A 19,789-nucleotide genomic window follows, 5' to 3' on the forward strand; every position below is an offset into this window, starting at 1 on the left:
GAGATAATGGATTCTATTTATTTAGACCATGCAGCTACCACTCCAGTTCATCCAGAAGTCATTGATATTATGATGTCCTCATCTAAAGAATCATTCGGGAATCCCTCGAGTGTGCATATGTATGGAAGGAAATCAAGAAAACTTTTAGATGAGGCTAGAAGAACAGTGGCCAAGAGCATAAATGCAGATGAAAAAGAAATCATTTTTACTAGTGGAGGAACAGAAGCCGATAATTTAGCTGTTATTGGTACTGCTATAGCGAATCAACACAAAGGAAAACATATTATCACTACACCGATTGAACATCATGCGACATTACATGCTGTGGAATATCTAACGGCTCAAGGGTTTGAAGTTAGTTATTTACCTGTTTATGAAGACGGGCGTGTTAAATCTGAAGATCTTCACAACTTAATAAAAGAGGATACAATATTAGTTACAGTGATGATGGTAAACAATGAGACAGGTGTGATTCAGCCGATTCAGGAGCTGTCTGAAATAGTTAAGGACCATCAGGCTTATTTTCACTCAGATATTGTACAAGCTTATGGGTTATATGAGATAGATACTCAAATTCTCCCTGTCGATTTATTAGCGGTATCAAGCCATAAAATCAATGGTCCTAAAGGGACGGGTTTTCTCTATATAAGAGAAGGAACTGTCGTTCATGCTCAACAGCATGGAGGAGAACAAGAGCGTAAACGCAGAGCAGGTACAGAAAATCTCCCAAGTATAGCAGGATTTGAAAAGGCAGTTAAAATCATGGAAAATGATCGTCTGGAAAAAATAGAAATGTTCAAGCGCTATAAAGATATTTTTATAGATACACTAGAGAGCGAACAGGTGAATTTTTCTATCAATGGTACTGAAAAAATGAGTGCACCTTCGATCATTAATATTAGTTTTCCAGGGATGAATGTGGAAACTCTGCTTACGAATTTTGATCTATCTGGAATAGCCGCATCAAGCGGCAGCGCCTGTACGGCTGGGTCTGTAGAGCCTTCCCATGTTTTATCAGAAATGTATGGGACTGAAGATGAAAGAACAACAAATTCTATAAGGTTTAGCTTTGGTATAGCGAATAACGAAGAACAGTTAGTTGATGCAGCAAAGAGAATCAGTCAAATTATAAAAAGACTGAGTTAGGAGGGTGAAATAAAATGAAAGAACCTAAAAATACGCGTGTCGTAGTCGGAATGAGCGGAGGAGTTGACTCATCTGTTTCTGCTTTGCTGCTCAAGCAGCAGGGTTATGATGTTGTAGGTATATTTATGAAAAACTGGGATGACACGGATGAAAATGGTGTTTGTACAGCTACGGAAGATTATGAAGATGTCATTCGAGTGTGTAATCAGTTAGATATTCCTTATTACGCTGTGAATTTTGAGAAACAATACTGGGACAAAGTATTTACGTATTTTCTAGACGAATATAAAGCAGGACGTACACCGAATCCTGATGTAATGTGTAATAAAGAAATTAAGTTTAAAGCCTTTTTAGATCATGCTTTAGCTTTAGGAGCTGATTATTTAGCTACGGGACACTACGCTCAAGTCCGAAAAGTTGACGGCTCCTACGAAATGCTTCGCGGCATTGATGACAACAAAGATCAAACTTATTTTTTAAATCAATTGACTCAAGACGTACTTGCTAAAGTAATGTTTCCATTAGGTCACTTAGAGAAAAAAGAAGTTCGACGACTTGCGGAAGAACATGACCTAGCAACAGCTAAAAAGAAAGACTCCACTGGTATTTGTTTTATAGGAGAGCGTAATTTTAAAGAATTTTTAAGCGAATATATTCCAGCTCAGCCTGGAGAAATGCAGACTCTTGAGGGTGAAGTGAAAGGGCAGCATGATGGCTTAATGTACTACACTTTAGGTCAGCGTCAAGGTTTAGGCATCGGTGGAGCAGGAGAGCCGTGGTTTGTTGTTGGGAAAAATGTGAAAGAGAACATTCTTTATGTAGGTCAAGGATACCATCATGAAGCGCTATATTCTGATGGTTTAATCGCAGCCAATATGAACTGGGCGAAAGGGGAAATTCCTGAATGTCCGTTTGAATGTACAGCTAAATTCCGTTATCGTCAAGACGACAGTCCAGTAACTGTGGTACCAAACGGTGATGGCACCTATAATGTTCAGTTTCATGAATGCGAACGAGCTGTTACACCTGGTCAAGCGGTTGTGTTTTATGATGGAGAAGTATGCCTTGGCGGGGGTACCATTGATCAAGTAGTAAAAGAAAATAAAACGCTCGATTATGTAGGATAAAATAATTCAACTAAGCCATGTCCATTATGTTATGGGCATGGCTGTTTTAAGTAGGAGGAGACCAATGAATAAACTAGAAAAAGCTATTGAACTTATGCAAAATCAAAAATTTGAAGAAGCGACAAAGCTGTTTACTGAATCGATCGAAGAAAACCCAAAAGAGCCTGTTGGGTATATTAATTTTGGAAATTTATTAATGCATTTAAATGAATTTGAACGAGCTGAACGCTTTTATAATAAGGCGATCGAATTAGATGATACTGCGGCGACGGCTTATTACGGATTAGGTACTGTATATTATGAACAGGAAAATTTCACTAAAGCGCAAAACGAATTTTTGCAAGCTATAGAAAAAGGCCTGGACCAAGCAGATGCTTACTTTATGCTAGGCATGACGTTCGTTCATCAAGAGTATGTTAAATTAGCACTTCCTTATTTATTACGTGCAGTAGAACTGGATCCAGATGATGTAGATATACAGTTTCAATACGGACTATGCTTAGCGCAAAATGGACAAATTGAAGGTGCTGAAGAAACGATGAAGACTGTGCTACAATTAGAAGAAAACCATAGTGATGCTTACTACAATTTAGGCGTAGCCGCCTTGCATAAAGAAGACGCTGCCCTGGCTCTTGATTATTTTGATAAAGCTCTAGAATGTAATAAGGATCATATGCTGGCCTCTCATGGAAAAGCTAAAATCGAGCAAGCTTTAAATGGTGAATAACAAAAAAGGAGAAGCTTGAAAATGGAAGAACGAACGCTTTTTTCTGATACAACTGAAAATGAAACACCTTTTGTGAAGGGTGAATTGAACCGGATGATCTTCCATAATGAAGCAGAGCACTTCTCGATCGCTTCAATACACGTCATTGAAACAAACGAAGATTTCTCGGAAAAAAGCTTAGTAATCAAAGGTCATTTTCCTCCTTTAGAAGACGGTGAAACTTATTACTTCCAAGGCGATTTTCAAGAACATAAAAAGTTCGGTAAGCAGTATCAAGTAGAATTCTATCAGCGCATTATGCCTGAAACAAAAGAAGGTCTTGTTGTTTACTTATCTAGTGATTTATTTCATGGTATAGGTAAGAAAACAGCAGAGCGCATTGTAGAAGAGCTGGGAGAGCAGGCGATTTCTAAAATCCTTCAAGAACCTGAAGTGCTAGATCGGATTCCTAAGCTGGCGAAAGAAAAGAAACAGCAGCTTATCGATTCTCTTAAAGAACATCAGGGATTTGAACATGTTATGATTCAGCTTAATAAATATGGATTTGGTTTAAAGCTTTCTCAAAAGATATACGAAGCTTTTAAAGATCAAACTTTAGCTATAATCGAAGAAGACCCTTATCAGCTTGTTTTTAATGTAGAAGGCTTTGGTTTTCATCGGGCAGATGAAATGGCTAAAGTGCAAGAGTTACCTGAGGATCACCCCACCCGGATTCGTGCCGCTTGTCTATACATTTTGCAGCAAAGTTTATCCGCTGGCCATGTTTATTTACCGACGGAGAATTGTTTACTGCAAGTGGATGGACTTTTAAATGGCGGAAACTCACAAGGGATTACATTTGATGAATTATCTAAGCAAATCCTAGAGTTAGCAGAAGAACGGTTTGTTTTTATTGAGGAGGAAAGAGTCTATTTGCCTTCTCTTTATCACGCAGAAAACGGTTTTTGTCATCAGTTAGAACGAATTACTGAGAATGAAGTAGAAGAAGAGTACACCCAGGCAGATTTATTGAAAATAATTGGGGATTTAGAAGAGCAGGAAACGATGAGTTACGGTGAAGATCAATTCCGAGCGATCGAAAAAGCACTGCATTCTCAGGTGATGATATTAACAGGAGGACCTGGTACAGGAAAGACTACGGTAATTAAAGGGATCATCCAAGCTTACGCTAAGCTGAATGATACTTCTACTGACCCGGGGGATTATGAACAAGGCGAACCTTTTCCATTTGTGTTGGCTGCGCCTACAGGACGAGCCGCAAAACGAATGACAGAATCAACCGGGCTACCTTCCAGTACGATTCATCGCTTACTAGGGTGGGATGGTCATCAGAGCTTTGACAAGAATCAAAATAATCAATTGGAGGGAAAAGTACTCATCATCGATGAATTCTCCATGGTTGATATTTGGTTAGCTAATCAATTGTTTAGAGCCATTCCTCAAGGTATGCAAGTATTGATTGTTGGTGATGAAGATCAACTTCCTTCAGTTGGGCCTGGGCAAGTGTTGACGGATATTATTAGATCTGAATATGTTCCTTCTGTTCAGTTAACTGAGGTATATCGTCAAAAAGAAGGTTCAAGAATTATTCAGTTGGCTCATGAAATAAAAAATAATGAGTGCAAAGCAAGTTCTCTTCGAAAGGATAAGGATTTCAACTTTATTTCAGCAGGAGAGCAGCAGGTGAAAAGTTTAGTAACAAGTATTGTACAAAAGGCAATAGAAAAAGGAATTGAATTAAGAGAAGTGCAAGTACTCGCACCAATGTACCGTACTGAAGTAGGAATCCATAAGCTCAATGAAGAGATTCAGAAAGCAGTCAATCCAAAAAGTAAACAAAAAAGAGATTTGGTTTATAAAGAAATCACTTATCGGAAAGGCGATAAAGTGATCCAATTAGTCAACCAGCCAGAGGATCATGTGTTTAATGGGGATATTGGTGAAATTGTAGCTATTTTTCGAGCGGAAGAGAACGTAGATCAGGTCGAACAAGTAGTAGTGGAGTATGATGGGAAAGAAGTCGTTTACCCAAAAAAGGATTTAAATAACATCATGCACGCGTATTGTACATCTATTCATAAATCTCAAGGCAGTGAATTCTCAGTTGTTATTCTACCTGTTGTGCGAGGATTTAAGAGGATGCTGAGAAAAAACCTATTATATACAGCTATCACCAGGTCAAAGCATTCACTAATAATTTGTGGAGATGAACGAGCTTTCCTTGAAGGTGTGCAAACAACGGACACGAACTTAAGGTTCACTGCGTTAGCTGAGAAGCTGCAGTCAGATGCGGTTCCTCAGGTTATGGAGGACGAGGAAGAAGCGGAACTATCACCTTATGATTTTATGTAAGGTATAAATTAACATTTTCAGGGACAGACTAGCAGGAAAAAGGAGTCTGACCTATGAAATGTCCAAACTGTGATAGTAAAAACCTCGGACGCATTGGAAATGATCATTATTACTGCTGGAATTGTTGTTTGGAGCTTTCCGTGGAAAAAGGCAAAATTAATATAAATCAGATAGAAGAAGATGGCAGTTTAAGTTCTTTGAATGATATTTTCTATCAATCTGGATCATAATGAATAAGCGAATTATCAAGTGGGGAATACGTTTATCCATCTTTTTCGCTGTTTTACTAATGTTGCTTTTTTTAGCATGGCTGTTTCCTCATTATGATCACGTTGTAGTGTTAATAGGAAGGATTTTTCTGCCTTTTATTATTGCCATTGTTTTAGCTATGCTGCTTCATCCTCTCGTACGATATTTAGAAGAGTTAGGATTAAAAAGGTCCATTTCAATTCTGCTTATTTTTCTAGCTTTTTTCCTGCTCGTGGGTTATGGAGTATATCGCGGATACCCCCACTTAGTTCAGCAAATCAAACTATTAAATGAGCAACTGCCAAACTTAATAGAAGCTTACGAGAACTGGACTAAAGAAATGTATGAACAAACAGAACGTTTTCCAGACGGCATCCACGAACGTTTAGAAGAGAGCTTTGCCAAGCTGGAATCTTGGATGAATGCAAGGTTAATGGCTATTATCGCTGGTATGTCCGGCATATTTAATGTGATTGTACTTGTAGCCGTTATCCCTGTAATGACTTTTTATTTCTTAAAAGACCACCACTCCATAATGAACGCTATGCTCTGTCTTATTCCAAGAAAGTGGAAGAGGGAAACCGTTCACTTAACGAAGAAACTCAATCAATCACTAGGTGGTTATATAAGAGGTCAATTATTAATTAGTTTGTTTGTAGGAGTTTTAGCGACGTTAGGCTTTTGGACAGCTGGATTACCTTATCCTCTTGTACTAGGTGTTGTCGCCGGCATAACTAATATTATCCCTTACTTTGGGCCTCTTATTGGTGCTGTGCCAGCACTTATTGTAGCAATTACTTTATCCATTAAAACCTTAATCATTACAGTTATTGCTATTGTGGTTATTCAGCTCATTGAAGGGAATTTATTGTCCCCCTATATTATGGGGAAAAGCATTCACACTCACCCCCTCCTCATTATCTTTGCTTTGTTAGCTGGGGGTGAGCTTGCAGGAATTACGGGAATGGTAGTGGCTGTACCTGTATTAACCTGCCTGAAAGTAATAATTGAAGAATTTTATCAAGCACGGATGAACATTGACAGATAAGCGCAAATTATCTATAATGACGCTATCCATTACTATATGAACGTTTATCAATACGATGAAGGAAATAAGTAAACAAGAGGCGGATTAAAGAGAAATTTCTCCACAGGCTGAAAGAGAAATAATCTAGCTTTGTTGAAAGCTATTCCAGAGTGCGGTTAATCACCGCCGGTTTTACGTACCGTTACTTACGTCTAAGGTGATAGACGCTGAATGTCTATAATCAGGGTGGTACCGCGGATTACAATCCCGTCCCTGCCAATGTGCAGGGACGGGATATTTTTGTTCATATAAAGATAGATCAATTAATGAAGGAGGCAATTTAGGTGAAATCATTAACTTCAGCAGATGTAAGACAAATGTTTTTAGATTTTTTTAAAGAAAAAGGGCACAGTGTTGAACCTAGTGCATCACTCGTTCCTCATGAAGACCCTTCCTTATTATGGATTAATAGCGGGGTTGCCACATTAAAGAAATATTTTGACGGAAGAGTTATCCCGGAGAATCCGAGGATTGTAAATGCGCAAAAATCAATTCGTACCAATGATATTGAAAATGTAGGCTTTACAGCTAGACACCATACTTTCTTTGAAATGTTAGGGAATTTCTCTATCGGAAATTACTTTAAAGAGGAAGCAATTGAGTGGGGGTGGGAATTTCTAACTAGTGATGATTGGATTGGATTTGATGCTGAAAAGCTCTCAGTAACGGTTCATCCTGAAGATGATGAAGCCTATGCTATTTGGAGAGATAAAATCGGCGTACCAGAACAACGCATTATTCGTCTGGAGGAAAATTTTTGGGATATTGGTGAAGGGCCGAGTGGACCGAACACAGAGATCTTCTATGATCGTGGAGAGAAGTATGGGAATGACCCTCAAGATTCTGAACTTTATCCTGGTGGAGAGAATGAACGATACCTTGAGATATGGAATTTAGTTTTCTCCCAGTTCAATCATAATCCAGATGATACGTATACGCCTCTACCTAAGAAAAACATTGATACAGGAATGGGACTTGAACGTATGGTGTGTGTCATTCAAGACACGCCTACTAATTTCGAAACCGACCTATTCCTACCTATTATTAAAGCTACTGAAGCTATTTCTGGACGTAAGTATGAGGAAGATGTGCAGCAAGATGCAGCGTTTAAAGTAATTGCCGATCATATGCGAACGGTAAGCTTTGCTGTTAGTGATGGAGCTCTACCATCCAATGAAGGAAGAGGTTACGTACTGCGACGCCTGCTGCGACGTGCAATTCGTTTTGCTAAACAAATTGGGATTGATGAGCCGTTTATGTACAAGCTAGTACCAGAAGTAGCTGAAATTATGAATGACTTCTATCCAGATATACAAAAGAAACAGGACTTTATTCAAAACGTTATTAAAACAGAAGAAGAGCGGTTCCATGAAACTTTAAATGAAGGTCTGGCCATATTGTCTACAATAATGAAAGAAGAAACCAAAAAAGGGAGCAATATTTTTCCAGGTAAAGAAGTATTCCGATTATATGACACTTTTGGATTCCCGAAAGAGTTAACAGAAGAGTACGTATCAGAAGCTGGTTTTACGATTGATGAAGAAGGCTTTCAGGAAGAAATGAAGAAACAGCGTGAACGAGCAAGAAGTGCACGACAAAAGTCTGACAGTATGCAAGTTCAAACTGGAGTCTTAGGCGATGTGCAGGTCGCAAGTGAGTTCGTTGGGTATGACCGCTTGAAGGCAGAAGGTCGAGTAGTCGAATTGATTCTCGATAATCAAATAAGCGGTTCTGCAAGTGAGGGTGAGACTGTTTATTTCTTCTTGGATTACACTCCTTTCTATGCTGAAAGCGGAGGTCAAATTGCAGATAAAGGGATTGTGCAAAGCGAACAAGCGGTTTTGGAAGTAACAAACGTGCAAACAGCACCGAATGGACAACACATGCATGAAGCGTATGTAAAAGAAGGAACGGTTCATAAAGGAGACCATGTTAAAGCTTCTGTCTATCAAGAAACACGTTCTTATATCGTTAAAAATCATACGGCCACTCATTTGTTACATCAAGCACTAAAGGATGTTCTAGGAGAGCATGTCAATCAAGCTGGTTCTTTAGTATCGCCTGAGCGTCTTCGTTTTGATTTCTCACATTTCAGCTCCCTTAGTGAAGAAGAGTTAAACCAAATTGAAAGAATTGTAAACGAGAAAATCTGGGAGTCGCTCGCGGTAGTTATTGAACATAGCAGTATTGAAGAAGCAAAAGAAAAGGGCGCAATGGCTCTTTTCGGTGAGAAATACGGAGCGCAAGTACGAGTGGTTCAAGTTGGAGATTATAGTTTAGAACTTTGTGGGGGCTGCCACGTTTCTAATACAGCTGAAATAGGAGTATTCAAGGTAGTAAGTGAAGCAGGAATAGGAGCTGGAACAAGGAGGATTGAAGCAGTAACCGGTAAAGGTGCATATGAGTATATGAGTCAAAAAGAATCGGTTCTAAAGGAAGCTGGTTATTTGCTGAAAACTAGACCAGAACTAATCCCAGAAAGAGTTCAATCACTTTATCAAGAAATAAAAGAACTTCAACGGGAAAATGATTCTCTGGCTTCAAAACTTTCCAATATGGAAGCTTCATCGATTCTACACGATGTAGAAGAAGTTAATGGCGTAAATGTTCTCGCGAAACAAGTTGATGTAAAAGATATGAACTCACTACGAACGATGATGGATGACCTAAAACAGCAAGTTAATTCAGGAATTCTATTGTTAGCTGCAACCAACGGTGAGAAAGTTCAACTAATTGCAGGGGTATCTAAAGACTTAATTGACAAAGGCTATCATGCAGGTAACCTAATCAAACAAGCTGCCTCGATTTGCGGAGGCGGTGGGGGCGGCCGTCCAGATATGGCCCAAGCTGGAGGGAAAGATTCCTCTAAAATCTCAGAAGCCCTAGAATACGCTAAAGAATACGTTAAGCAACATGCCTAGTTTTTACAAAAGGTAGAAACTAGGTATATAATAGAACAAAGACTAATTCGGGCGAGGTGACAAATGATGAGTTCAATGGACAAAACAATGCGCTTTAATTTCTCAGAAGAACCATTTGACGAAGATGTAAGAACCCTGTTACTTTCTGTTCACAATTCACTGCAGGAAAAAGGTTACAACCCAATCAATCAAATTGTAGGGTATTTGCTTTCCGGCGATCCGGCTTATATTCCGCGTCATAACGATGCAAGGAACCTAATTCGAAAGATGGAAAGAGACGAACTAATCGAAGAGTTAGTTAAATTTTATTTAGAACATAATAAAGAGGATAGTTAATGAAGAAACTAGGACTGGACGTGGGGGAAAAAACGATTGGTCTTGCCATCTCTGATGCACTTGGCTGGACAGCTCAAGGGCTGACTACGCTAAAATGGGACGAGAACAATTATACGACAGCCAAAGAGCCTCTACGCAAGGTTATCGAGGAGAACGACATCATTGAAGCAGTCGTAGGATTGCCAAGAAACATGAACGGAACAATCGGTCCTAGAGGTGAGGCAAGTCAAAGGTTTGGAAAATGGCTTGAAAAGGAATTTAAAGTTAGTGTGCGATATTGGGACGAACGTCTCACCACTATGGCTGCAGAACGAGTATTGCTGGACGCTGATGTAAGCAGGCAAAAGCGAAAGAAAGTTATTGATAAAATGGCTGCAGTTATCATATTGCAAAGCTATTTGGATGCAAAACAATAAAGGAGGCCACCACATGGCACTAGAAAAAGAAGAGAGAATTATTATCCCGGACGAAAACGGAGAAGAACATTTATTTGAAGTTTTATTCACTTTTGATGTAGAACAAACAGAACAGTCTTATATTGCTGTCGTACCGGCAGAACAAAAAGAAGGCGATGAGGTTGAAGTTTTCGCTTTTAGATATGAAGAAAAAGGGAACGAAGAAGACGATTTAGCGCTCTATCAGATTGAATCAGACGAAGAGTGGGAAATGGTTGAAGAGATGTTAAACACTCTAACTGAAGAGGATCTAACATAAAAATCATTTAAGACTTGCAGTAATTTTACTGCAAGTCTTTTTTAATCCGCATTTTTTAATAAAGAATTAACAATTACCACGAAAACGTGAAATATGTCTAAATTCATAGAAAAAAGCTCATAATTTGTAGTATAATGAATCGGGCGGAAGGAGGAGCTTGGGTGTCAGATTTTAAGAAAAGTTACAAAGAAAAATTAAAAAAACGAAGCGAAGAAGCGAGTACAGTTCGGAAAATAGTCACTATCGTTTTGGCCGTAATAGCTGTTTTACTTATCATCGCTCTAATTTCAGGCTATTTATATATTAAGTCATCCTTACAGCCTGTGGATCCTGACGATGAATCCCAAATCAACGTAGAAGTCCCTATTGGATCATCTACATCTCAAATAGCGAGTATTTTGAAAGATAATGATGTAATAAAAAACGAGTTGATCTTTAGGTTTTACACAAAGTTTAAAAATGAAACTGGTTTTCAAGCAGGCGATTACAGCTTCACAGCATCTATGACATTAGATGAAATAATTGAGTCTTTAAAAACTGGAAAAATTGTAAAAGAACCAACTGTAAGAGTTACCATTCCTGAAGGGCGGAATTTAGAACAAATAGCTGAATTATATGCCGAGGAATTCGATTTTACAAAAGAAGAATTTTTAGAACAAGCAAATGATGAAGAGTACATTAATCAATTAATAGAAGATTATCCTGCTATATTGAGTGATGAAGTACTTAACGAGGATATACGCTATCCTCTCGAAGGCTATTTGTTTGCCACCACCTATGACTATTTTGTAGAAGATCCCACAATTGAACAAATTATTGAAGAAATGATTTCAAGAACAGAAGCGACTGTAGTAGAAAGAAGTGAAGAGATTGAAGAAAGCGACTTGACGATTCACGAGATATTAACTATGGCTTCCTTAGTAGAAAACGAAGCCCCTAATGAAGATAGCCGTAAAGATATTGCTGGAGTTTTCTATAATCGACTGGATGAAGATATGATGCTGCAAACGGATCCTACAGTTCTTTATGCCCTTGGAGAACATAAAGACCGGGTGTTGTTTGAGGATCTTGAAGTTGATTCTCCTTACAATACGTATCAAAATGAAGGGCTGCCGGTTGGTCCAATTTCAAGCTTTAATGCGAATTCATTGGAAGCAACAATAAACCCGTCAGATAATGATTATTTGTACTTCCTGGCTAATAGTGAAGGTGAAATTTTCTATGCTGAGGATTTTGAGGAACACAAAAAGCTTAGAGAAGAACATATTGATAATAATAATGAAGATACGCCTTTACCTGACGATACACCTGAATAATTTTTCAAGGAATGCGAACAACTTCTCGCATTCCTTCTTTTTTTTATGTTAAAATAATAGGGTTGTAAAGCGATGTAGATGATAGAAAGGAGTCAGTATTTGTGAAAAATGAAGAATATTTACAATCTTTACTGCCCCCTGTTTCAAAAGAGATAAAAGATCTAGAAATATACGCAGCTAAACATAAAATACCCATCATGGAACCTTTAGGAATTGATTTTCTAATGCAGCTTATTCGAATTCATAAACCACGTAAAATCCTTGAAATTGGGACTGCCATTGGTTATTCTGCTTTAAGAATGCTAGAAGCTTATCAGAAAGCAGAGATCATAACCATTGAACGTGACTCTGTCCGTTATGAAGAAGCAAAAAAGAACTTTAACACTTTTGACAAGGAAAAACAAATTCATTTAATTCATGGCGATGCATTAGATGTAAAAGATGAAGTGGTTAATTCTGGATTATTTGATCTGATTTTTATAGATGCGGCAAAAGGAAAATATGAAGAATTTTTTAATTTATATGCTCCTCTCTTAAAAGACAGTGGCATTATTGTGTCTGATAACGTGTTGTTTAAAGGGGCAGTTGCGCATCCTGAGGAGGCACCTGAACGTTTACAAAAGTTAGCTTGTAAAGTACGTACCTTTAATCAATTACTAAAAGATAACAATTATTATCATACTTCTATAGTTCCTATTGGTGATGGAGTAGCAATAACAGTAAAAGCATAAATACAGAGATGGTGAAAGGAGAACCATAACATGAAAGATAAACCTGTAGTAATTGGAGTAGCTGGGGGAACGGGGTCAGGGAAAACGAGTGTAACCCGCTCAATTATTCAAAGATTTACAGATAAGACAATTTTGATGTTGGAACAGGATTATTATTATAAAGATCAAAGTCACCTCCCGTTAGAGGAAAGGTTAAAAACAAATTATGACCATCCTCTCGCTTTTGATAATGATTTATTAATTGATCATTTAAAGCAGCTTATTAATGAGCAACAAGTACAGAAGCCTGTATACGATTATAAAATCCATACACGTTCAAACGAAACGGTAGTAGTAGAACCAAAAGAGGTTATAATTGTGGAAGGAATTCTTGTTCTAGAGGATGAGCGGTTACGAGATCTTATGGATATTAAAGTATTCGTTGATACCGATGCCGATGTAAGAATTATTAGACGTATGATGAGGGATATTAATGAACGAGGAAGAACGTTAGATTCGGTCATTGATCAATATATAAATGTAGTACGTCCGATGCATTTGCAATTTGTTGAACCAACAAAACGTTATTCTGATATTATTATTCCTGAAGGTGGACAGAATCATGTGGCTATTGATTTAATGGCAACAAAGATTCAAACAGTGCTTCGTGAAAAAGGTCAGAAATTAAGCAAATAAAATAGTTGAAAAGTTTTAAAAAATCTGGCATAGTTTTTGATAGTAGTTCTAGATACCCTGACGCATGTATACATTATATTAATTCCGATCCACCCTCAGCATGTAATTATATTAGATATAAGTGTACAAGCAGTTTATGGACAAAAAGTACGACTACTCATCAAAGTCCAAATTGGAGTAAATAATTCAGAGGGATCAAACCCTGAATACAATCAATTAACATTGTCGGATAGAAGGAGCGTGTTGGTATGGCCCAAGAAAAAAGCTTTTACATGACAGAAGAAGGCAAAACAAAACTAGAACAAGAACTAGAATATTTGAAAAATGAAAAAAGAAAAGAAGTTGTAGAGCGTATTAAAATTGCACGTGGATTTGGAGATCTCTCTGAAAACTCAGAATACGATGCCGCCAAAGATGAACAAGCTTTTGTGGAATCTCGTATTCAATCCGTTGAGAATATGATTCGCAATGCTGTTATTATTGAAAGTGATAATGATAACCCTGATCGTGTTTCTATGGGTAAATCAGTTACATTTCAAGAACTTCCTGATGGAGATGAAGAAACCTACACCATTGTAGGTAGTGCGGAAGCGGATCCGTTTGAAGGGAAAATTTCAAACGATTCCCCAATGGCACAAAGCCTTATTGGTCATGAAGTAGGAGATAAAGTGACAGTAGCTACACCAGGTGGAGAAATTAACGTGAAGATTATTACAGTTACTTTACAGTAAGGACAGGGGGTGAGCCCCTGTCTTTTCTATTTGATTATATATTAAACCGTCTAAGGTTGGATGAACGCTACGAATGAACTATAATGAATTTTATAGAGGAGAGGATTAAGAAATGAAAAATAATCATACGCGATCATCAAGATCCGGCAGATTTGAAAAAAGAAACAAAACAAAAAAAATCACGCTTATATTAACTGCCGCAGCAGTAATATTGCTTATGGTATATATAGGTTTGTTTACTTTTACCGGAGGAAGTGGACCGCAGTCTGAAGACACAGCAACTCAATCTGAAAATGAAGAACAGAATGAAGAAAATAGTACCGAAGATTCAGAAGAAAGTGAAGAAGATAGCCAGGAATTAGAAGTGAAAGAAAAAGAAAAGGAAGAAAAAGAAAAAGAAGAAAAAGAAAGTTCTGATGAAGAGGAAGAAAACGAAAACGAGGAAGAAGAATCTTCAGAGGAAGAAGACGATAATCGGGAAGTAGAGGAAGGTTCTGAAGAGAACGTGGACCGTGTAATTACACAGGACTGGGACCCCGTTGGGACTGAACAAGATACTTCAGGGAATCATACAACTACTTTCCAACAAGGTTCTCAAGATTGGAATGAAATAATAAAAGCTGCAAGCGTAGCAACAGGTGTGGATTCTGCAAACATGATTGAGTGGCGAGTAGAGAATGCCGGCAATGAAAGAGTCAATGCAGTCATTTCTGAAAAATCACAGGATCCCGTTTACAGAGTATTAATTGAGTGGGTAGATGGCGAAGGTTATCGTCCTGTTCAAGTTGAAGAATTGAATAATAATCCTTATAACTAGGGGTTCAGATGTGGAAGGGGAAGACGTGAAATGGCAATTGGAATAATTGGGGCTATGGATGAAGAAATCGAATTACTAAAAAGTAAAATGAAAGTAAGAGAAGTACACCACGCCGCTGATAGTGTCTTTATAGAAGGAGAACTGCATAATCATTCTGTGGTTTTATTGAAATCAGGAATCGGAAAAGTGAACGCTGCAATCGCTACAACTATATTACATGAACGTTTTTCGATCAATCGTGTGATTAATACTGGTTCTGCCGGTGGATTCGCTAAAGATCTAGAAGTCGGGGATGTTGTAATATCTTCTTTAGTCACACATCATGATGTAGATGTCACAGCCTTTAAATATGAATATGGTCAAGTCCCGGGGCTGCCAGCTATGTATCCTGCAAATAAGGATTTAATTGAGCTGGCTATGAAGGCAGTTAAAACAACGGATGCGAAAGCAAAAAGAGGTATTATAGCGACAGGTGACTCTTTCATGCAAGAAGAGAGCCGGGTGAACTTTGTGCGTGGAAAATTTCCAGAAATGATTGCAGCTGAAATGGAGGCTGCTGCGATTGCTCAAGTTTGTTATAAATATGAAACACCGTTTGTTGTGATACGCGCGCTCTCTGATATTGCTGGAAAAGAATCATCCATTTCATTTGATCAGTTCTTGCCTAAAGCAGCAAACAATGCAGCAAATATGATTCTAAGCATGTTAGATGAAATAGAGTAGTAGAAATTACCATCAGGTATCATCCCGCTGCTATGTTACAATCAGTAACGTACAGGAGGTGGGTTAATGGATTCTAACAAGCAATTAGAAAAGAAGTTGGCAGACTACCGACGCTTTACGTTGACTCTCCTTATTCTAAGTGGATATATGTACGTTGGAGTCATCATTAGCTTATATGAATACAAGACCAACGCATATTATTATCTATTTGCAGTTATAGCAGTCTTATTAATTACTGCTTTTATTTTTATAAAAAAAATAAATCACTGGCAACGAAAGCTGGGAGAAGAATAACGAGAGCCACTGCAAAAACGCAGTGGCTTTTATTTTGGGGAAGTCTACGACGAATTCCCATATTTGCTTTGTTTGTAAAACTCATGAAATATCTTCATTAGAGCTCTTTTCTCTATTCGTGATACATAACTTCTAGAAATACCTAACTCTTTTGCTATTTCTCGCTGTGTTTTTTCGTCTTCATCATTTAATCCGTAACGAAAAACAATAACTTCTTTTTCTCGGTCATCAAGTACAGTAATATACTTTTTAATTTGCTCAATCTCCATATGAAGCTGAATTTCTTCTACAATATCAACAACATCTGCTTGCAAGATATCGAGCAGATTTAATTCATTACCTTCTTTATCATGACCGATTGGATCTTGCAAAGAGATGTCTTTATTCATCTTTTTTGTGGAACGAAGATGCATTAATATTTCATTTTCGATACATCTCGCTGCATAAGTAGCCAGTTTAGTCCCTTTCCCAGTAGAATAGCTTTCAATTCCCTTAATCAAGCCAATTGTCCCGATAGAAATCAAATCTTCGAAATCTTCTTTCGTGTTTTCAAACTTTTTTACGATATGAGCAACAAGTCTTAAATTATGTTCAATTAGTTTATCTCTTGCATCTTTGCTTCCTTCTTTCATCAATTGCAGTTGTTTCGCTTCTTCTTCTTTAGGTAAAGGGTTTGGAAAAGCTTGATTCTTCACATACGAGACAAAAAATAAAGCTTCCTTAAAAAAATATAGAATTGAAGCAATTAAGCTGCTCAAACGCACACACCTCCTTGGATTTTGGGCATCTGCCTATGACAAGTGTATGTGGGTTTAAGCTCTCTCGTGCCTGTACGAAGCCAAATAAAAAAGCAGCCGTTGAAAGGCTGCTTACTTACTTGTTTCTTTAGTTTGCTGATAGACGTCTTTATGTTCATTGTTGATACTTTTATCCCATAATTGAACCCCGCTTCGATAAGCGGCTCTGCCAATCATATGCCCGGATACAGGAGCAGTTAATAAGATAAAAAAGATTCCTAAGAGAAGTTTTCCACTGACCACCCCGTGCTCTACATACATAAAGAGGAAAGCACCAATTAAAATTCCAGCAACCCCTAGTGTAGAGCTCTTAGTAGCCGCGTGAAGACGTGTGTAAACGTCCGGGAACCTTAATACCCCAAGTGAGCCTGAAATAAGAAAGAAGGTGCCTAGAAGCAGGGATATACAAATGAGCAAATCAAAGATGATACTAATCCATGTCCCGTTCAATAATAACACCCTTTTCTAAGAATTTTGCCAATGCAATTGTACCAATAAATAGTAATATCCCGATTAAAAGAATTACATCATTAAACTGTGTGGAGACAAGCAAAATGGCGATAACTCCCGCTAAAGCCATAATATTAACTCCAATGACATCCAGAGCAACAGCTCGATCTGGATTAGTAGGTCCTTTTATTGCTCTATAGAGTAAAATCATTACAGAAAGGGAGACACCTATAATGGCAATTGTGGCCGAAATATCGATCAATGTCTTTGTGAAGCTAACGGACTCTTCCATTATCGGGTCACCTCCATAATGGCTTTTTCAAAAGTTTCTTTTATATCCTTGATAGATTGTTCCACATCAGGAACATCCATAGCGTGAATATATATTTTAGAATAATCCTCACTTATTTCTAGTGATAATGTACCAGGCGTTAAAGATATTAAATTTGCAAGTAATGTAATTTCCCAGTTGCTTTTAAGATCAATCGGTAAAGCGAAAATACCTGGTTGTATATTTAGATTAGGCTTGTAGGCCAGCTTCACGATATCTATGTTTGATAACAAAAGTTCTCGGACAAATAACATAATGAGTTTTACTACACTGAACACCCTCTTAATATAGAAAGTATCAGGTATAAAACGCTGGAGTACAAACAGCATTAGAATCCCAATAATATAGCCCACTAAAAATGAAGTGAAGTTATATGTCTCGCTTAAAAACATCCACATTACTGCAATAATAATATTGAGCAAAATTTGAAATGGCATGAAATAGTCTACTCCTTTATCACAGAATCGATATACATTTGCGGATCCATTAAATATTCTCCCATCCATTCCACAGGAGGATAAAACCATTCAGCCCCAACACCTAACAGTACAGTGATTGAGAGAAGAACAGCGATCGGCCATATCATCTTGCCGGCAGCGGCGCTGCGTTCAGGGTGTGGCGGAGCATCTGTCTTTTCTCCCCAAAACCCTCTGATAAAAATGCGGATCATAGAGAATAAAATAAGCAGACTTGATACAAGTGAAGCAATAACAACCATAATTTCTTCGTTGGCTAAACCACCTTGAATAAGAAGCAGCTTTCCTACAAAACCACTAAATGGTGGAATACCCGCCAATACTAATGTGGAAACAAACATGAACCATCCAAGCGTAGGATAGTGGTGAATAAGGCCATTCATTTTTCTTAAATCAGATGTTCCAGCAACATAGGCGATAGCGCCAACCAGAAGGAATAGAGCTCCTTTAATAACCATGTCATTTATTAAATAATAGATTGTACCACTTAGTGATACTTCAGAGAAGATGCCGATACCCATCATCATAAATCCAACAGCCGGGATGATATTATAAGCTACAATGAGTTTAATATTATGAGTGGATAAAGCACCGATAACTCCAAAAATCATGGTAAAGGCTGCAAGGTAGATGAAAATTGTATGAGTGATATCTACTTCGCCTACAAAGATAAGGGTAAATACTCTTAAAATGGAATAAATACCGACTTTGGTAAGCAGCGCACCAAATAAAGCTGACACTACCGGATTGGGTACAATGTAAGGTCTTGGCAGCCAATAGTATAATGGGAAAACGGCAGCTTTAGTAGCAAACACAAAAAAGAACAATATCGCAATCGTTGTAAGTACACCTTGTTGTTCAACTTCCTGAACTCGTTGAGATACTTGAGCCATATTTACTGAACCTACCACCGAATAAAGAAAAGCGATGGTTGTAACAAACAACATAGATGAAAAAAGATTGATCAGCACATACTTTAAAGATTCCCGAAGCTGTGCTTTTCCGTTACCTAATACAATAAGTCCATAAGATGCCATGAGAAGAACTTCAAAGAAAACAAAAAGGTTAAATAAGTCACCTGTTAGAAAGGCTCCGCTGACACCTGAAATGAGCATAAAGAAAAAACTGTAGAAGTAAAACGATTCCTGTTGTTCAGTTAAGGATTTAGGTGCGTAAAACACACATGCAGTAGCTATTATATTAGTAGTTAATACTAACGTTAAAGCTAATAGATCTCCTACAATTACAATTCCAAATGGTGCCTCGTAGCTGCCAGTTTCTAACACAACCGTGCCGTGAATAGAAACCAAGTATAACACAACACCAGCTAAAACTAAGTTAAGAACAGCAAAAACCTGCGATAGAGGTCGCACTATTCGTTTTTTATTGTTTAGAAAAGCTGCAATAATTCCCGCGATTAACGGCCATATAATCGTTAAAGCTAATAAATTACTCATAGTCGTTACCCCTCAGTTGCTCCATATTGTCTGTGCCATTTATCTTTGCAGCTCTGTAAGCTAATACGAGCAGCAGGCTTGTCACCCCAAAACTGATAACGATGGACGTAAGAATTAAAGCTTGAGGAAGAGGGTCAGTATACTGTTCAATTCCATCCGTTAATATAGGAGGCGCCCCTCTTTTTAATTCTCCCATCGTTAATATAAATAAGTGAGCCCCATGAGAAATTAGGGCGGTACCTATCACAATTCGGAGCAGTTGTTTTTGGAGGAGGTTATAAACGCCGGTCATAAATAATATTCCGGCAAGAGCGGCCATAACTAATTCCATG

General features: G+C 37.9%; 23 protein-coding genes and 1 other annotated feature. Of the genes, 17 read left to right on the forward strand and 6 right to left on the reverse strand.

Annotated features, from left to right (window positions below; genetic code table 11):
• Positions 1-6 precede the first annotated feature (6 nt).
• The 17 genes from ACGTNH_RS08770 (at position 7) to ACGTNH_RS08850 (ending at position 15,946) form a co-directional block, all read left to right on the forward strand.
• A complete protein-coding gene (locus tag ACGTNH_RS08770) occupies positions 7-1,146 on the forward strand; it encodes a cysteine desulfurase family protein (RefSeq protein ID WP_394586349.1) in 1,140 nt (379 codons plus the stop codon).
• Between the two features lie 14 nt (positions 1,147-1,160).
• Complete coding sequence (mnmA, locus tag ACGTNH_RS08775; RefSeq protein WP_394586350.1) at positions 1,161-2,273, forward strand: tRNA 2-thiouridine(34) synthase MnmA; 1,113 nt, start codon at positions 1,161-1,163, stop codon at positions 2,271-2,273.
• Between the two features lie 64 nt (positions 2,274-2,337).
• Positions 2,338-3,000, forward strand: a complete 663-nt coding sequence (locus ACGTNH_RS08780) for a tetratricopeptide repeat protein (protein WP_394586351.1) — start codon at positions 2,338-2,340, stop codon at positions 2,998-3,000.
• A 21-nt stretch (positions 3,001-3,021) separates the two neighbouring features.
• Positions 3,022-5,352, forward strand: coding sequence for an SF1B family DNA helicase RecD2 (recD2, locus tag ACGTNH_RS08785; protein WP_394586352.1), 2,331 nt, complete (start codon positions 3,022-3,024; stop codon positions 5,350-5,352).
• Positions 5,353-5,405: 53 nt separating this feature from the next.
• Positions 5,406-5,582 (forward strand): YrzR-like zinc ribbon domain, encoded by a 177-nt coding sequence (locus tag ACGTNH_RS08790; protein WP_188375610.1) that lies wholly within the window; start codon positions 5,406-5,408, stop codon positions 5,580-5,582.
• Entirely contained in the window at positions 5,582-6,649 is a 1,068-nt protein-coding gene (locus ACGTNH_RS08795) for an AI-2E family transporter (protein ID WP_394586353.1), read from the forward strand. The genes ACGTNH_RS08790 and ACGTNH_RS08795 overlap by 1 nt, the downstream gene beginning before the upstream one ends.
• Positions 6,650-6,695: 46 nt before the next feature.
• Positions 6,696-6,906, forward strand: a binding site (T-box leader).
• A 66-nt stretch (positions 6,907-6,972) separates the two neighbouring features.
• Complete coding sequence (gene alaS / locus ACGTNH_RS08800; RefSeq protein ID WP_394586354.1) at positions 6,973-9,609, forward strand: alanine--tRNA ligase; 2,637 nt, start codon at positions 6,973-6,975, stop codon at positions 9,607-9,609.
• 66 nt (positions 9,610-9,675) lie between these two features.
• Positions 9,676-9,945, forward strand: coding sequence for an IreB family regulatory phosphoprotein (locus tag ACGTNH_RS08805; RefSeq protein ID WP_188375613.1), 270 nt, complete (start codon positions 9,676-9,678; stop codon positions 9,943-9,945).
• Complete coding sequence (gene ruvX / locus ACGTNH_RS08810; protein WP_394586355.1) at positions 9,945-10,361, forward strand: Holliday junction resolvase RuvX; 417 nt, start codon at positions 9,945-9,947, stop codon at positions 10,359-10,361. Before ACGTNH_RS08805 ends, ruvX begins: the two co-directional genes overlap by 1 nt.
• Before the next feature lie 13 nt (positions 10,362-10,374).
• On the forward strand, positions 10,375-10,659 hold the full coding sequence (locus ACGTNH_RS08815; RefSeq protein ID WP_101844373.1) for a DUF1292 domain-containing protein: 285 nt from the start codon (positions 10,375-10,377) through the stop codon (positions 10,657-10,659).
• A gap of 161 nt (positions 10,660-10,820) precedes the next feature.
• Positions 10,821-11,975: an endolytic transglycosylase MltG gene (mltG, locus tag ACGTNH_RS08820; protein WP_394586356.1), complete on the forward strand. Its 1,155-nt coding sequence runs from the start codon at positions 10,821-10,823 to the stop codon at positions 11,973-11,975.
• A 101-nt stretch (positions 11,976-12,076) separates the two neighbouring features.
• On the forward strand, positions 12,077-12,706 hold the full coding sequence (locus ACGTNH_RS08825; protein ID WP_394586357.1) for an O-methyltransferase: 630 nt from the start codon (positions 12,077-12,079) through the stop codon (positions 12,704-12,706).
• A 30-nt stretch (positions 12,707-12,736) separates the two neighbouring features.
• On the forward strand, positions 12,737-13,381 hold the full coding sequence (gene udk / locus ACGTNH_RS08830) for a uridine kinase (protein ID WP_394586358.1): 645 nt from the start codon (positions 12,737-12,739) through the stop codon (positions 13,379-13,381).
• Between the two features lie 248 nt (positions 13,382-13,629).
• Positions 13,630-14,112 carry a transcription elongation factor GreA gene (gene greA, locus ACGTNH_RS08835; protein WP_394586359.1) on the forward strand — a complete coding sequence of 161 codons (483 nt, stop codon included), beginning with the start codon at positions 13,630-13,632 and terminating at the stop codon, positions 14,110-14,112.
• Between the two features lie 112 nt (positions 14,113-14,224).
• Positions 14,225-14,929 (forward strand): YrrS family protein, encoded by a 705-nt coding sequence (locus tag ACGTNH_RS08840; protein ID WP_394586360.1) that lies wholly within the window; start codon positions 14,225-14,227, stop codon positions 14,927-14,929.
• A gap of 30 nt (positions 14,930-14,959) precedes the next feature.
• The gene (gene mtnN, locus ACGTNH_RS08845) at positions 14,960-15,652 is read left to right on the forward strand and encodes a 5'-methylthioadenosine/S-adenosylhomocysteine nucleosidase (RefSeq protein WP_394586361.1); all 693 of its coding nucleotides are present in this window, start codon (positions 14,960-14,962) and stop codon (positions 15,650-15,652) included.
• A 66-nt stretch (positions 15,653-15,718) separates the two neighbouring features.
• Positions 15,719-15,946 carry a YrhC family protein gene (locus ACGTNH_RS08850; RefSeq protein ID WP_394586362.1) on the forward strand — a complete coding sequence of 76 codons (228 nt, stop codon included), beginning with the start codon at positions 15,719-15,721 and terminating at the stop codon, positions 15,944-15,946.
• A 44-nt stretch (positions 15,947-15,990) separates the two neighbouring features.
• Here ACGTNH_RS08850 and sigK read toward each other — a convergent pair whose 3' ends face one another.
• The 6 genes from sigK to ACGTNH_RS08880 form a co-directional block, all read right to left on the reverse strand.
• Positions 15,991-16,704, reverse strand: a complete 714-nt coding sequence (gene sigK / locus ACGTNH_RS08855; RefSeq protein WP_394586363.1) for an RNA polymerase sporulation sigma factor SigK — start codon at positions 16,702-16,704, stop codon at positions 15,991-15,993.
• A gap of 111 nt (positions 16,705-16,815) precedes the next feature.
• Positions 16,816-17,193, reverse strand: coding sequence for a monovalent cation/H(+) antiporter subunit G (gene mnhG, locus ACGTNH_RS08860; protein WP_394586364.1), 378 nt, complete (start codon positions 17,191-17,193; stop codon positions 16,816-16,818).
• Positions 17,174-17,485 (reverse strand): Na(+)/H(+) antiporter subunit F1, encoded by a 312-nt coding sequence (locus ACGTNH_RS08865; protein ID WP_394586365.1) that lies wholly within the window; start codon positions 17,483-17,485, stop codon positions 17,174-17,176. The genes mnhG and ACGTNH_RS08865 overlap by 20 nt, the downstream gene beginning before the upstream one ends.
• Positions 17,485-17,961 (reverse strand): Na+/H+ antiporter subunit E, encoded by a 477-nt coding sequence (locus ACGTNH_RS08870; protein WP_394586366.1) that lies wholly within the window; start codon positions 17,959-17,961, stop codon positions 17,485-17,487. Before ACGTNH_RS08870 ends, ACGTNH_RS08865 begins: the two co-directional genes overlap by 1 nt.
• Before the next feature lie 8 nt (positions 17,962-17,969).
• Positions 17,970-19,457 carry a Na+/H+ antiporter subunit D gene (locus tag ACGTNH_RS08875; RefSeq protein WP_394586367.1) on the reverse strand — a complete coding sequence of 496 codons (1,488 nt, stop codon included), beginning with the start codon at positions 19,455-19,457 and terminating at the stop codon, positions 17,970-17,972.
• The gene (locus tag ACGTNH_RS08880; protein ID WP_394586368.1) at positions 19,450-19,788 is read right to left on the reverse strand and encodes a Na(+)/H(+) antiporter subunit C; all 339 of its coding nucleotides are present in this window, start codon (positions 19,786-19,788) and stop codon (positions 19,450-19,452) included. Before ACGTNH_RS08880 ends, ACGTNH_RS08875 begins: the two co-directional genes overlap by 8 nt.
• Position 19,789 lies beyond the last annotated feature (1 nt).

Source organism: Halobacillus sp. B23F22_1 (genome assembly GCF_043497005.1).
Classification (GTDB): Bacteria; Bacillota; Bacilli; order Bacillales; family Halobacillaceae; genus Halobacillus_A.

Bases quoted from the DNA above. Each gene is read 5' to 3' on its own strand.
- udk (WP_394586358.1), top strand. From the start codon at position 12,737: ATGAAAGATAAACCTGTAGTAATTGGAGTAGCTGGGGGAACGGGGTCA.
- mnmA (WP_394586350.1), top strand. From the start codon at position 1,161: ATGAAAGAACCTAAAAATACGCGTGTCGTAGTCGGAATGAGCGGAGGA.
- ACGTNH_RS08770 (WP_394586349.1), top strand. From the start codon at position 7: ATGGATTCTATTTATTTAGACCATGCAGCTACCACTCCAGTTCATCCA.
- ACGTNH_RS08840 (WP_394586360.1), top strand. From the start codon at position 14,225: ATGAAAAATAATCATACGCGATCATCAAGATCCGGCAGATTTGAAAAA.
- ACGTNH_RS08805 (WP_188375613.1), top strand. From the start codon at position 9,676: ATGAGTTCAATGGACAAAACAATGCGCTTTAATTTCTCAGAAGAACCA.
- ACGTNH_RS08815 (WP_101844373.1), top strand. From the start codon at position 10,375: ATGGCACTAGAAAAAGAAGAGAGAATTATTATCCCGGACGAAAACGGA.
- mtnN (WP_394586361.1), top strand. From the start codon at position 14,960: ATGGCAATTGGAATAATTGGGGCTATGGATGAAGAAATCGAATTACTA.
- recD2 (WP_394586352.1), top strand. From the start codon at position 3,022: ATGGAAGAACGAACGCTTTTTTCTGATACAACTGAAAATGAAACACCT.
- ACGTNH_RS08850 (WP_394586362.1), top strand. From the start codon at position 15,719: ATGGATTCTAACAAGCAATTAGAAAAGAAGTTGGCAGACTACCGACGC.
- ACGTNH_RS08780 (WP_394586351.1), top strand. From the start codon at position 2,338: ATGAATAAACTAGAAAAAGCTATTGAACTTATGCAAAATCAAAAATTT.
- ACGTNH_RS08875 (WP_394586367.1), bottom strand. From the start codon at position 19,457: ATGAGTAATTTATTAGCTTTAACGATTATATGGCCGTTAATCGCGGGA.
- ACGTNH_RS08880 (WP_394586368.1), bottom strand. From the start codon at position 19,788: ATGGAATTAGTTATGGCCGCTCTTGCCGGAATATTATTTATGACCGGC.
- ACGTNH_RS08790 (WP_188375610.1), top strand. From the start codon at position 5,406: ATGAAATGTCCAAACTGTGATAGTAAAAACCTCGGACGCATTGGAAAT.
- greA (WP_394586359.1), top strand. From the start codon at position 13,630: ATGGCCCAAGAAAAAAGCTTTTACATGACAGAAGAAGGCAAAACAAAA.
- ACGTNH_RS08865 (WP_394586365.1), bottom strand. From the start codon at position 17,485: ATGGAAGAGTCCGTTAGCTTCACAAAGACATTGATCGATATTTCGGCC.
- ACGTNH_RS08870 (WP_394586366.1), bottom strand. From the start codon at position 17,961: ATGCCATTTCAAATTTTGCTCAATATTATTATTGCAGTAATGTGGATG.
- ruvX (WP_394586355.1), top strand. From the start codon at position 9,945: ATGAAGAAACTAGGACTGGACGTGGGGGAAAAAACGATTGGTCTTGCC.
- ACGTNH_RS08795 (WP_394586353.1), top strand. From the start codon at position 5,582: ATGAATAAGCGAATTATCAAGTGGGGAATACGTTTATCCATCTTTTTC.